We start from the raw sequence: 13,932 nt of genomic DNA on the forward strand, positions 1-13,932 counted from the left end.
GAACGCTCCCCCCAGCAAGAGCCGGACTGCTCCATTGCTGCCGGGGGGGAACCGATGACGACGCGCCAGACACGCCCTGTTGCCCGACCGGAGGACGAGAGGCCGTACCGGAAGGGATACCGTCCGCCCCCGGCGCTGCGCGCCGAGATCGCCGCCGCGCACCGGACCCGCCCCCTGCTCACCGCGAGTTGCGCGGCCCTCGACGTACTCGTCGCCGTCGCGGTGACCGTGGCCTGCGGCTGGGCGCTGGTCTCCCTGACCCTGTGGGCGGCGCTGCCGCTCGCCCTGGCCGGCTGCGCCGTCGTCGCCCGGCAGTTGCGGGCGCTGGAGAACCTCACGCACGAGGCGTCCCACTACAACTGGGCGCGCCGCCACCGCCGGTGGAACGACGTCCTGGGCTTCGCGCTGGCCGGGCTGCCCACCGGCGGGCGGCTGGCCGCCTACCGGGAGAGCCATCTGCGCCATCACGGCAGGTTCGGCACCTTCGAGGACCCCGACCGGCAGCGCTACACCGCACTCGACCTGGAGGGCATACGGCGCTCGTCGGCCCTGGCGTTCCTGGGGTCCCTGCGCAGCCGGGTCGTGCCCTACCAGCTCGGCTGGCTGCGCGAGGTCGGGTCGGACCTGGCGGTGACCGCCGCCACGCTGCTGTGGAGCGCGGTGTGCGTGGCCCTGCCCGCCGCGCTGGTCGCCGGGCCGGGCGCGGCGCTCGCCGCCGAAGGGCTGTGGCTGGTGTCGGCGTTCGGGGCGCTGCCGGTGCTGCGGCTCGTCGCCGAGGCGGACGAACACGTCTACTCCGACTGCGACACCGTCTTCGAGGCCACCATCTCCAACATCGGGCTGCTGCAACGCGTCCTCGTCCATCCGCACGCCGACGGCTACCACACGGTCCACCATCTGTGGCCGGGCATCCCCCACCACGCGCTGCGCCGCACCCACCGGATGCTGATGGAGCGGGACCCGCAGTACGCCCGGCGGATACGGCTCCGCCGGGGCGTACTCGACACCCCCCGGGTGGGCGGGGCTACTCCAGCTCGCTGAGCAGCGCCTCCAGGGCGGCGGCGTCCGCCTGTCCGGCCTGGGAGCGGACGATCAGCTGGGCCAGGCTCTCCACCGTCGGCGACTCGAAGACCTCCCGCAGCGCCAGCTCGATCCGGAACGTCTCCCTGATCCGGGAGACCAGCTGGGTCGCCAGCAGCGAGAAGCCGTTCAGCTCGAAGAAGGTCTGGTGGACCCCCACCCCCTCGATACCGAGCAGCTCCTCGAAGATCTCCACCAACTGGCGTTCCACCGGGGTGCGCGGCGCGACATACAGGTCGGCCGGGTCGTTCCCGGCCGGGTCGGGCAGGGCGATCAGGTCGTAGTCGCCGTCGGGGGTGAGCGGGAGCCGGTCCAGCAGCACCAGCCGCTGCGGCGTCAGCCGTTCCGCGAGCCGGACGGTGAGATGGCCGCGCAGCTCGGACAGGCTGACCGCGTCCTCCTCGGCGGCGACGAAGGCGACCAGGTCCACCCGGCCGTCGGGCCCGGCGAGTTCGGTCACCAGGGCGTCCCGGACGGCGGGCAGGTCCCGCAGCGCCGCGACCGCCTCCACCAGGTCGGTACGGGAGCCCGCGGCGGCGGCGAACTCCAGCGTCCCGTCGGGGAGCCGGCGCCCCAGGTCGCCGGTGCGTCCGGCGGCGGAGCGGATCTCCCCGATCTCCCCGGGCGCGACCGGACGGCCCGCCGCGTCCATCACCTCGGTACCGGAGCCGTCCAGCGCCGTGCCGAGGGGGACCCGCAGCGGGGCGGTCTCCGCGGACCAGCCGTCCGGCACGTCGAAGACGGCCAGCGGACGGCCCGTGGCGCCCACCCGGTAGAGGGCGCTGACCCCGCAGGACGGCGCCACCCGGCGCGCCAGCTCCACATCGTGCGCGGTCAGCCTGCCGTCATGGGCGAGGAACACCCGCCGCAGCGCAGGCAGCCGCACCTCGTGCGCCGCCAGGTCCCGCAGTTGCGGCGCGGTCAGGTACAGCACGGTCACCGGGGTGTCCCGCAGCCAGGCGGCGAGCGCCCCGGGGTCCTTGGTGGCCGTCCCGTCCGGCACCACCAGCGTGCCACCGGCGGCCCGGGAGGCGTGGAACGCGCACATCAGGGCCCCGGAGCCGTCCTGGAGCACGGCGAACCGGTCGCGCGGGCCCAGCCCGTAGCGCCCGAGCGTCCAGTCCGCCACGGCGGGCACGGCCGCGTCCCCGGCCGGGCCCGCCACCTCCCCGAGCAACTGCCGTACGTCGATCGCCCCTTCGGGTGTGTCGTCGCCGGGGGCCGGGTCGAGGACCGTGGTGATCAGCGGGTGGTGCGCCAGCGCCGGGTCGGCGGCCACGGCCGAGAAGGGGACGCCCGCCAGGGCGCAGCCGAGCCCGGCCACGGCGAAGCCCGCTGTCCGCCGCTTGATCACGGCCACCTCCCCGTCCTCGTGTTCCGGGCGCTCCGCCCGCTCGGCGACAGCGCGGGCGACCCGCTCGGCCGCCGCGTACACCTGCGCGTACGTCCACGACCCGGCGGCGTCCGTCAGCGCGATGGCGTCGGGGGCGGGGCTGACGGGGCGTCCGTCGACCATCGCAGCCGGGGCTGCGGGAGTCTCGCCGGGCGCCTGGAGCGGGTACTCCAGGATGCCCAGCGCCGGGTCGGCGGCGACCCCGGCCAGCAGGGTCCGTATCTGGTCCAGCAGCGCGCGCATCAGCGCGGTGTCGTACCGGTCCCGGTGGTGGACCAGCTCGAAGCGGACCCCGCCGTCGGACATGTGCGCGGTCAGCGCGAGGTCGAACTTGCTGGGCAGGGCCGGGGGTTCCACGTTCCGTACCGACACGCCCGCCAGCTCCCAGTCCTCGGCGGTGCTCTCCACCATGTTCAGGACGATCTGGAACAGCGGGGTGTGGTGCGGGTCGCGGGGCACCTTCAACTCGTTGACCAGCACGTCGAACGGGGTGTCCTCGTTGTGCGCGTACCCGTCGAGGGCGACCCCGCGCACCCGGCGCAGCAGGGTGTCGAACGCCGGGTCGCCGGAGAGGTCCACGCGCAGCGGGAGCGTGTTGACGAAGAAGCCGATCAGGTCCGTCGTCGCCGCGTCGCTGCGGGTGGTGACCGGCGCCCCGACCACCAGGTCGTCCTGGCCCGACCAGCGCCGCACCACCGTGGCCAGCAGGGTCAGCAGCAGCATGAACGGGGTGACGCCATGGGCCCGGCACAGCGCGTGCAGCGCGGCGGTCTCCTCGGGCGTCAGCCGGGCCCACACCCGGCCGCCCTCGGCGCCCTGGGCGGGCGAGCGGCGCCGCGCGACCGGCAGGTCCACGGCGGCCGGGCCGCCGTCGAGGTGCTCGCGCCAGTAGCCGAGCTGCGCCTCCAGCCGCTCGGGGGTCAGCCAGGCGCGCTGCCACGCCGCGTAGTCCCGGTACTGCACCGGCAGCGGCGTGAGCCCCGCGGCGTCCGGGTCGCCGCCCGCCTCGTACAGCCGGGACAGCTCGCCGAGGAACAGCCGGATCGACCAGGCGTCCGAGACGATGTGGTGGATGGTGATGCTCAGCAGGTGCTCGTCGTCGCCGAGCCGGACCAGCAGACAGTGGAACAGCGGCCCCTGGGCCAGGTCGAACGCGGTGGTGGCCTGCTCGTCGGCGAGCTTCAGCGCGGCGCCCTCACGGTCCCCGGCGAAGCCGGTGAGGTCCTCGGTGGCCAGCCGCCAGGAGCCGTCCGGGTCGGCCACCGACTGCACGGTCCGGCCGTCCACCACCGGGAAGGTGGTGCGCAGCGTCTCGTGCCGGGCGATGACGGCCCGGATGCTGCGCTCCAGCACCGGCACGTCCAGCGTGCCCAGCAGCCGCTGCCGTCCGTGCACGTTGTACGCGACCGAGGAGCGCAGCTGGTCCTCCAGCCACAGCCGCCGCTGGTCGTAGGAGAGCACCGCCTCGGCGCCCGCCGGGCTCGGCTCGATCGCCGGGCGGCCGGGCGTCAGGGCGGCGGCGATGCGTTCCACCGTGCCCAGTTCGAAGACCTGCCGGACGGAGACCTCCACCCCGAGGGTCTCGCGCAGCCGGCCCACCACCTTCGACGCCTGGAGCGACTGCCCGCCCAGGTCGAAGAAGTTGTCCTGCCGGCCGACCGCCGGGACCTCCAGGACCTCCCCGATGACATCGGCGATGGCCTGCTCGGTGGGTGTGCGGGGCGGGGCGGTCGGCGCGGGCGCGTACCAGTCGGGCGCGGGCAGCTCGGTACGGCTGATCTTCGCGGTCCGGGTGTAGGGCAGCGCCGCCATCGGGACGAGCACCCGGGGCACCATGTAGTGCGGCAGGATCGCGTACAACTCGGCGCGCAGCTCGGCGCCTTCGGCCGGTCCGGTGAAGTACCCGGCGAGCTGGAGCTGCCCGGCCGGGTCGGTGACGGGGACGACGGCGGCGTCGGTGACCCCGGGCAGGGCGCGCAGCCGCGCCTCGACCTCGCCGGTCTCGACCCGGTGACCCCACAGCTTGACCTGGCCGTCACGGCGGCCCACCAGTTCCAGGGAGCCGTCGGGCAGCAGCCAGGCGAGGTCGCCGGTGTGGTAGCTGCGGCCCTCGGGACCGTCGTGGAAGACGGCCGCCGTCTGGGCGGGGTCGAGATAGCCCAGGGCCAGCGACGGCCCCGAGCAGATGATCTCGCCGAAGAGTTCGGCGGGGCGGCCGTCCGCGCCGCGAAGGTGGACGTCGACGCCGGGGATCGGGCGTCCGACGGACACCGAGGCCCGGGGGAGTGCCGCGCCGGGCTCGATGACGTGCATCAGCGCGACACTGCACTCGGTCAGCCCGTAGACATTGACGATCCGGCAGTCGGGCAGCTTGCGCTGGACGAAGGTGACGTCGTCGCGGGTGAGCTTCTCGCCGCCGTACGCGCAGGTGTGCAGGGTGTCCGGCCAGTCGGCGGCCCCGGCGGCGGTGGCGAGTTCACGGAACGCGGTCGGCGTGGAGTGGTAGACGGTCGCCCCCGAGCGGGCCAGGGTCTCGCGGACCGCCTCGGCCCCGTCCCGGCGCAGATCCATCGGGCAGGCGGTGGCGCCGTGCACCAGCGCCGAGTACAGGTCCTGGCCCGCGCCGTCCGCGGTGTAGGAGCAGACCATGGTGAGCCGGTCGCTCTCCCGCACACCGAGCACCTCGGCGTAGGCGTACACATGCCGGGCCACGTTGTGGTGGCTCTGGAGGACCGCCTTGGGCCGCCCGGTGGAGCCGGAGGTGAACAGGACGTACGCGACGGCGTCCGGGTCGAGCGGCGTCCAGGACTCCAGCGGGGGCGCGGAGGTGTCGGCCACGTCGAGCACCGGGCGGTCCCCGGCGATCTGCTCGGCCAGCGCCCGGTTCGCGCGGTCGGTGACGAGCGCGTCGGCGTCGGTGAGTTCGATCAGCTGGGACAGCCGGCCCGCGGGCGCGCTGGTGTCCAGCGGCATGTAGGCGTGCCCGGCGGCCATGATGCCGAGCATCGCCACCGGCACCTCGACACCTTGGCCGCACAGGATGCCGACCCGGCCGTGCCGGGCCGCGACCCGCTCCCGCAGGGCGCCGCCCAGCAGCCGGGCGCGCTGGTCGGTCTCGGCGTAGCTGAGGGTGACATCCGGCGTCCACAGCGCGGCATGGCCGGGCCGGCGCGCCACCTGCGCCAGGAACCCGTCAGCCACGGTGGCGCCCGGCGGGGCGACGGACGCGGTCAGCGAGATGCCGGTGCCGTCGGTGAGGCGCAGCGCGCCCACCGGGCGGCGGGGGTCGGCCGCGACCTGGGCGAGCAGCGTGACATACCGGCCGAGCACCGCCTCGGCGGTGTCCGGGTCGAACAGGTCCTCGCTGTAGCTGAGCAGCAGATCGACGGTGCCGTCGGGCAGGTCCTCGGCGTACAGCTCCAGGTCGTACTTGGCGGGCAGCCGCTCGGCCGCGAGCTGCTCGGCCCTCAGACCGGGCGCGGTGAACCCGGACCCGGGCTGGTTGAGGTAGTTGAACATCACGTCGAACAGCGGGGTGCGGCTCGGGCCGCGGGCGGGCAGGTCAAGCTCCGCGAGGATCGCCTCGAACGGGGCGTCCTGGTGGTCGAGGGCGTCGAGCACGGTCCGGCGGACCTGCTGGAGCAGCTCGGTGAACCCGGCGTCGTCACGGACCTCGGCCCGCACCACCACGGTGTGCAGGAAGAACCCGATCAGCCGCTCGACGTCGCTGTGGCCGCGGCCCGCGACGGGCGAACCGACCGTGATGTCGCTCTGCTCGCTGTGCCGGCGCAGCAGCACCAGGAACGCGGTGAGCAGCACCGTGTACGGGCTGGCCGCGTGCTCCGCGCCCAGCGCGTGCAGCCGCCGCGCCACATCCGCGGGGACCCGGCGGCGCACCAGCGCGCCCCGGTAGCTCGGGCGGGCCGGGCGCAGCCGGTCGGTGCGCAGCTCCAGCGGGGCGGCGCCGTCGAGTTGCTCGCGCCAGTAGGCGATGTGCGGCGCGAGGGCGCCGCTGTCCAGGGCCTCCCGGTGCCAGGTGGCGTAGTCGGCGTACTGGAGGGGCAGCGCGGGCAGCTCGGGGGCGCGGTCCTCGGTCAGGGCCGTGTAGGCGCGGCCGAGTTCGTCGCCCAGCACGGCCAGCGACCAGCCGTCGGCGACCAGGTGGTGCACGGTGAGCAGCAGGACGTGCTCCTCGGCGCCCAGCTCGGCCAGATGGACGGTGAGCAGCGGCCCCGCGTCCAGATCGAGCCCGGCCGCCGCCGTCTCGGCGAGGTCCGCAAGCTCCGACTCCGCGCCCAGCCGCACCCGCCGCAGCCCGTCGAGCGGCTCGGGGTGGACGACCTGCCGCAGCTCCCCGTCGACCTCGCGGAACGTGGTGCGCAGCGCCTCGTGCCGCCGTACGACCGTGCGCAGCGCCTGGTCCAGGAGGTCGGGGCGCAGGGCGCCGGTGAGGCGCAGCGAGCCCTGCATCAGCCACGCCCGGTGGGCGGCGGGGTCCATCCGGCACAGGAACCACAGCTGCTGCTGACCGGTGGTCACCGGGGCGGTCGTGGTGCCGTCCGGGCCGGGGCGGCGGGGCGCCGCGGCGGGCACCGCCCGGGGGCCGGCGTCCGTCAGCGCCGCCGCCAGCTCGGACAGCACCGACCGCTCGAACAGCAGCCGTACGGAGCCGTCGAGCCCGGCGCGCTCCCGCAGCCGGGTGAGGACCTGCCCGGCGAGCAGGGAGTGCCCGCCCAGGTCGAAGAAGTCGTCGTCCCTGCCGACGGTGGTGACACCGAGCACCTCGCGCCAGACCTCGGCGACGCGTTCCTCGGCCGCGCCCCGGGGCGGTCCGCCCCGGCTGCCCGTCCGCACCGGCGCGGGCAGGGCACGCCGGTCGACCTTGCCGTTGGGGGTGCGGGGCAGGGCGTCGAGCACCACGAACGCGGACGGCACCATCGCGTCGGTCAGGGTCCGGCGCAGCCCGTCCCGGAGCGCGCCGACATCGACCGTGCCCGGGTCGGCGGCGGCCACATAGCCGACCAGCCGGTCGCCGTGCAGGGTGGCGACGGCGTCGTCCACCCCGGGGTGGCGGCGCAGGGCCGCCTCGATCTCGCCGGGCTCGATCCGCTGTCCGCGCACCTTGACCTGGAAGTCCTGGCGCCCGAGGTAGTCCAGCCGGCCGTCCGGGCGGTACCGGACCAGGTCGCCGGTGCGGTACATGCGGCGGCCGGGGGCGAACGGGTCGGCGACGAAACGGGCGGCGGTCAGCGCGGGCCGGTTCAGATAGCCGCGCGCCAGGCCCGCGCCGGACAGATACAGCTCCCCGACGGCGCCCACCGGCACCGGGCGCAGCTCGGTGTCCAGGACACGGGCGTCCTCGTGCGGCAGCGGCAGCCCGATCGCCGGGGTCCGCTCGCCGCGCGGAATCCGCGCCCAGGTCGAGTAGGTGGAGTCCTCGCTCGGCCCGTAGAGGTTGTAGACGGCCTCCACGGCACCGGTCGCGTACAGGTCCTCGACCAGGGCGCCCGGCACGGCCTCGCCGCCGAGACCGATCACCTTGGGCGTGCCGCGCAGCCCGCCCCCGGCGACCAGCTCCCGCGCGGCGGTGGGCACCGTGCAGACCATGCTGACGTCGGGCGCGTCCGGGGCGAGCAGGGCGAGCGGATCGTCCACGACGACGACCGTGCCGCCCGCGCCGAGCGGACCGAAGAACTCGAACACCGACACGTCGAAACAGATCGACGTGGAGGCCAGCACCCGCGACAACTGCGGCTCGCTGTACGTGTCCAGCCCCCACCGCACCAGCTCCACCGTGCTCGCGTGGGTGACCATGACGGCCTTCGGGTTCCCGGTCGAACCCGAGGTGTACAGGACGTACGCCAGCGAGTCCGGCCGGGTCCCGGTGCCGGTCACCGGCGTCACGGGCTGCCGGTCCAGGGCCTCCTGGTCCAGCGCGGTGAGGATCGTCCGGGCCCCGCTGTCCTCGCGCATGAACGCGAGACGCTCGGCGGGATACGCCGGGTCGAGCGGCAGATACGCGGCGCCCGCCTTGAGGACGCCGAGCATCGCCACGGCCAGATCGGCGGTGCGCGGCAGCTGGATGCCGACGATGTCCCCGACGCCCGTGCCGTCCGCCCGCAGGAGATGGGCGAGCCGGTTGGAGCGCTCGTCCAACTCCCGGTAGGTGAGCTGCCGGTGGGCGTCGGTGACGGCGGGCACGTCCGGGACGCGGGCGGCCTGCGCGGCGAACAGATCGGTGAGCCGGGCCGGTCCGGCGGCGGGCCGGGGTCCGGCGCCCCACCGGGCGAGGAACGCGCGGTCGTCGGCGGTGTGCGGATCGAGATGCGCGGCGATCCCGTCCGGGTCCGCGAGGGCCTCGGTGAGCAGCACCCCCAGCCGCTCGGACATCCGGGCCGCGGTCGGCGCCTCGAACAGCCCGGCGTGGTAGTCCCAGGCCCCCCACAGCCGCTCACCGTCGCGCCACAGATGGAGTTCCACATCGTGCTGGAGCGCCGGGCGGCGCAGGGCGACCGGGCGCAGCGGGGCGCCGCCGAGCCGGGGGGCGGTGAACTCGCCGTGGAAGACGAAGTGGGTGCGGAACAGCGGATCGCGGTCCATCCGGCGGCCGTCCGCGAGCGCGGCGACGACCTCCTCGAAGGGCGCGTCGCGGTGCGCGAGGGCGGCCAGAGAGGTGTCCTTCGCGCGCCGCACCAGCTCCCGGAAGGTGGGGCGGCCCGACAGATCGGTGCGCAGCACCAGCGGGTTGGCGAGCAGTCCGACGGTGCCGTGCAGGCCCGGCCGGGCGCGGCCCGCCTCCGCCGTGCCCACGCCGAAGTCCCGCTGCCCGGTGTGGCGGCCCAGGAGCAGCTGGTAGGCGGCGAGGAGCACCGTGAACAGGGTGGTGCCCTCCGCCTTCGCCAGCCGTTCGGCGGCGGCCACCAGCGCGCCGGGCAGCTCCACCGGGACGGAACCGGCGGCGAAACCGGCGTCCGCCGTGCGCGGCCGGTCGGTGGGCAGGTCGAGCACGGGCAGCCCGGCCAGCCGCTCCGTCCAGTACGCGAGATGGCCGGGGTCGGCGACCTTGGCGGGGACGTCCGCCGCCGGGACCGGCAGCGTGCCGCCGTAGAGGTGCTCCAGCTCACCGAGGAGGACGCGCAGCGAACCGCCGTCGCACACCAGATGGTGGGTGACCAGGACGATCAGGTGCTCCCCGTCGGCGACCCGGATGCCGTGCACCCGCACCAGCGGCGCCCGGCCCAGGTCGAACGGGGCGGCGGCGGTCTCCTCGGCGAGCCGCTCGGCGGCGCCCGGGTCGGCCCGCAGGTCGGTCCAGCGCGTCGCCGGTGCCGCGGGCCCGGTGTGCACCGTGCGCAGGGGGCCGTCCGGTCCCGCCGTGAAGGTGCTGCGCAGGGCGGGGTGACGGTCGATCAGGGCGGTGACCGCCGCGTCCAGCCGGTCCTGGTCGAGCGGTCCCGTGTGCCGGGCCGCGAAGGCGAGGTTGAACACCGGGGTGTGCGGATGCAGCCCCTCGAACAGCCAGATGCCCTGCTGGGCGGGGCTGAGCGCGGCGGGTCCGCCGGTGCTGCGGGCCGCGCGCCAGCGGGCCACCAGGTCGCGTCCAGTCGTCAGATCCATCACGCCGCCGCCTCGCCCTTGATCACGGTCAGGACGCGGTGGAGCACCGCGTCCTGCGCCCGCCCGTCGGCGAGCCACTCCTTCACCAGCGCGTCCGCCACGTCCGCCGCGGTCGCCGCGGACAGCACCGTCCCCAGCGGCACCGGCAGTTCCAGCGCGTCCTCCAGCACCGCCGCCGCCTCGGCGGCCAGCACCGAGTCGAGGCCCAGATCGAGCAGCGCGTCCGTCGGGCGGCACTCCGGGATGTCCCGGATCGCGGCGACGACCCCGCAGATCAGCGTGGTCAGCTCGGCCGCCGTCGCCGTCTGCGCGGCAGCGTCGGGCGCGGGGGAGGAGAGGCCCCCGAGCCGGTCCGGGTCGTCGACGACCGCGTCGGCGAACGCCCCGGCGAGGAACTCCTCCCGGCACCGCGACCGCCGTACCTTGCCGCTGGACGTGCGCGGCACCGCGCGGGGCGGCACCAGGACCACCAGACCGAGCGGCAGTCCGGTGCCCGCGAGCACCGCCGAACGCACCTGGGCGGCGAGTTCCGGGGTCCGCTCGCCACGCACCTCCAGGACCAGCACCGGGCACGGGGACACCCCGTCGACCAGGAACGCGGCGGCCGTACCCGCCCGGCGGCCGAGCAGTTCCAGCGCGGGCGCCTCCACGTCCGTGGCGTGGTGGTTGGCGCCCCGGAACACGATGACGTCCTTCGCCCGTCCGGTGACGGTCAGTTCGCCCGCCCGCAGCCGCCCGAGGTCCCCGGTGCGCAGGAACCTCTCCCCGTCCAGCTCGCCGAACAGCCCATCGGCGTCGGCGGACAGATAACCGGGGGTGATGTGCGGTCCGGCGATCCAGATCTCGCCCTCCTGGCCCTCCGGGCTCGGCGCGCCGGTGTCCGGGTCCACGACGGTGACATGCTGGCCGGTCACCGCGGTGCCGCAGCTCACCGTGGCGTCGGCCGTCGGCCCCGACCAGTGGCCCGCGCTGACGATCAGCGTCGCCTCCGCCAGCCCGTAGCAGGGCACGAACGCCCCGGGCGTGAAACCGACCGGCGCGAAGCGCTCCGCGAACGCCGCCATGGTCCGCTGCCGGACCGTCTCGCCGCCGCTGAAGGCCACGCTCCAGCCCGACAGGTCGAGCCCCTCCAGCGCCGCGTCGTCGTGCGCCCGGCGCACACACAGCTGGTACGCGAAGTCGGGGCCGCCGCTGGCCGTGACGCCGTGCTCGGAGATCTGCCGCAGCCAGGACAGCGGCGCCTTCAGGAAGTCCTCCGGCGGCATGACCCGGACCGGGATGCCCGCCGACAGCGGCGCGAGCAGCCCGCCGATGAGCCCCATGTCGTGGTACGGCGGCAGCCAGGTCATCCCGCGCGAGGCGGCGGTCAGCCCGAACGCCTCCGCGATGGCCGCCGTGTTCGCGGCGACACTGTCGTGCCGGACCAGGACACCACGAGGCTGCCCGGTGCTGCCGGAGGTGTACTGCACGATGGCGATCCGCTGCTCCTCCGCACCCGGCGGGCGGAACCAGGCGGTGTCCTCGGCCTCCGCGCCGGGCACGGTCAGGAACGCGGCGCCCGGGACGCCCGGATGCCGCTCCGGCGCCAGCACCAGCGGGGGACGGGCGTCCTCGACGATGCCCGACAGCCGTCTGCGGTCCGGCAGCGACGACTGGTTCGGCGGGTACGCGGGAATCACCGGCCGGCCCGCCAGGAACGCGGCGAACACCGCGACCACATAGTCCAGACCGGCGGGATACAGCAGCAGCACCGGTCCGTCACCGCCCCCGGCCAGCTCCCCGGCCAGGGCGGACGCCCGCCCGGCGAGCGCCCGGTAGCTCAGCGCGGTGCCCGACCCGTCCCGGCCGACGAGTTCATAGGCGGTGGCGTCCGGGTCCCGGTCGGCCCGGGAGTGAAGTATGTCGACCAGAAGGTTGGCACGGCCGATCATCAGGGGCCCTCCCGAGCAATGCGATCCGACGGCCTGACCGGGGGATTCGGCAGACCGGACAGGGCCCCGCACACCGCGGGCGCACCGCTCGCGGCGCCGTCCTCGCCGAGGCCCGAGACCGATGGGGGTGCCACCCGCGGTCCGGCAAGGCGTCGTACGGGCGGCAGCCCACACCATGCCGAGGAAGGTAATCGCCTGTCGGAGGGGGCGGGCGTCCCATGAAACGGGGGGTGCACCCGCGGCGGCCCGATCCGTGAACATGGCCGGGTGCAGGGTCCGTCGGGCGCCGTACGCCCCGGACGGCACGGCACGGACGCACGTCCCGGGCGGCGGGGCTGCGGTCCCGACTCGACATACACCGTGGAGGGGGCGGTCGCACATGCGGAAGTTCACAGTGATCTGGGCGAGCAGCCTCGTCACGATGACGGGCTCGGCGCTCACCGGGTTCGCGCTCGGGGTGTGGGTCTATCTCGAAACCGGGTCGACCACCCAGCTCGCCCTCACGTTCGTGCTCGCCTTCCTGCCCGGCATCGTGTTCTCCCCGCTGGCCGGGGCGCTCGTGGACCGCTGGGACCGCCGGCTGATCCTGCTGGTCGGCGACGCGGTGGGGATCGGCACCACCCTGACGCTGGGGCTGCTCTTCGCGGCCGGCTCGCTGGAACCGTGGCACATCTTCGTCACCACCGTGATCCGGTCGACGCTACGGGCCCTCCAGGTCCCCGCGCTCAACTCGGTCGTGGTGCTGCTCGCGCCCAAGGAGCAGATCGGCCGGGCCAACGGCCTGATGGGCGTCGCCACCGCCGTCAGCCAGACCGTGGCACCGGCGCTCGGCGGTGCGCTCATGCTCGGCATCGGCCTCGACGGTGTGCTGTTCCTCGACTGTGCGACCTTCCTCCTCAATGTCGTCGTGCTCTTCCTGGTCCGCATCCCCACCCCGCCCCGCTCGCAGGCCGGGACCGAGGGCAAGGGGTCGCTGCGCGGTGAGATCGCGCAGGGCTGGCGGGTCCTGGCGGGCAACCGGGCGCTCCTCACCCTCGCCGGGTTCTACGCGGCGCTCGACCTCAGCGTCGGCTTCGTGGACATCCTCATCACCCCGATGGTGATCAGCTTCGCCTCGGTCTCCGCGCTGGGCGTGGTCCTCACGGTCGGCGGGGTCGGCCTGGTCCTCGGCAGCGTCACCATGGCGTCCTGGGGCGGCCCCCGGCGCCGGGTCCACGGCACCGCGGGCTTCGCGATCCCGCTCGGCCTGTTCCTCTGCCTCGGCTCGCTGCAACCCAGCGTCACCTTGGTCGCGATCGCCGCGTTCGGCTTCATGTTCTGCTCGATGATCATCGACGGCACCTCGCGCAGCATCATCGGCACCGAGGTGGAACCCGACCTCCAGGGCCGGGCGTTCGCCACCTTCAACATGGTGACCAACACCGTCCTGTGCGGCAGCTACCTCCTGGCCGGACCGGTCGCCGACCGGGTCTTCGAGCCGCTGCTCGCGACGGACGGCGCGCTCGCCGGGAGCGTCGGCGATGTCCTGGGCACCGGCCCCGGGCGGGGTATGGCGCTGCTGTTCGGGCTGCTCGGGCTGCTGGTGCTGGCGACGGCCGCGGTCGGCTATCTGACGCCGGGGCTGCGCGGGCTGACGGACAAGGTGACCAAGGCGACGGGGCCCGTCCCGGGGGACACCGGGGGCACCGGGGACACCGGCGCGGGTCCGGACGGCGACGGGGACGGGGGCGCGGACTTGGGCGCGGGCTTGGGCGCCGACCGGCGTACGGGCCAGGGCCCGGACCAAGGCGCGGACCAGGACAGCCCCGACAGCCCCGACGCCCCCGACGCCCCGGGCGCGGCCGGGCACCCGGACCGGGAGACCGCGGCGGGCCCCGCGCCCCAGCCGGTCTCCGACCGATGACCCGCCGC

4 protein-coding genes are annotated in these 13,932 nt (G+C 75.1%); 2 read left to right on the forward strand and 2 right to left on the reverse strand.

The window, feature by feature from the left end; all coding sequences use genetic code 11:
* Positions 1-54 precede the first annotated feature (54 nt).
* The gene (locus AB0D49_RS04075) at positions 55-1,041 is read left to right on the forward strand and encodes a fatty acid desaturase (protein ID WP_362750287.1); all 987 of its coding nucleotides are present in this window, start codon (positions 55-57) and stop codon (positions 1,039-1,041) included.
* On the opposite strand, the gene AB0D49_RS04080 is transcribed toward AB0D49_RS04075, so the two are convergent.
* A complete protein-coding gene (locus tag AB0D49_RS04080) occupies positions 1,025-10,090 on the reverse strand; it encodes an amino acid adenylation domain-containing protein (RefSeq protein ID WP_362750291.1) in 9,066 nt (3,021 codons plus the stop codon). The genes AB0D49_RS04075 and AB0D49_RS04080 overlap by 17 nt on opposite strands.
* Positions 10,090-12,021 carry a fatty acyl-AMP ligase gene (locus tag AB0D49_RS04085; RefSeq protein WP_362750294.1) on the reverse strand — a complete coding sequence of 644 codons (1,932 nt, stop codon included), beginning with the start codon at positions 12,019-12,021 and terminating at the stop codon, positions 10,090-10,092. Before AB0D49_RS04085 ends, AB0D49_RS04080 begins: the two co-directional genes overlap by 1 nt.
* Before the next feature lie 379 nt (positions 12,022-12,400).
* Between AB0D49_RS04085 and AB0D49_RS04090 the strand changes: the two genes are divergently transcribed.
* On the forward strand, positions 12,401-13,924 hold the full coding sequence (locus AB0D49_RS04090; RefSeq protein ID WP_362750297.1) for an MFS transporter: 1,524 nt from the start codon (positions 12,401-12,403) through the stop codon (positions 13,922-13,924).
* The last annotated feature ends 8 nt before the right edge of the window (positions 13,925-13,932 follow it).

Source organism: Streptomyces sp. NPDC048290 (assembly GCF_040652095.1).
Taxonomy (GTDB): domain Bacteria; phylum Actinomycetota; class Actinomycetes; order Streptomycetales; family Streptomycetaceae; genus Streptomyces.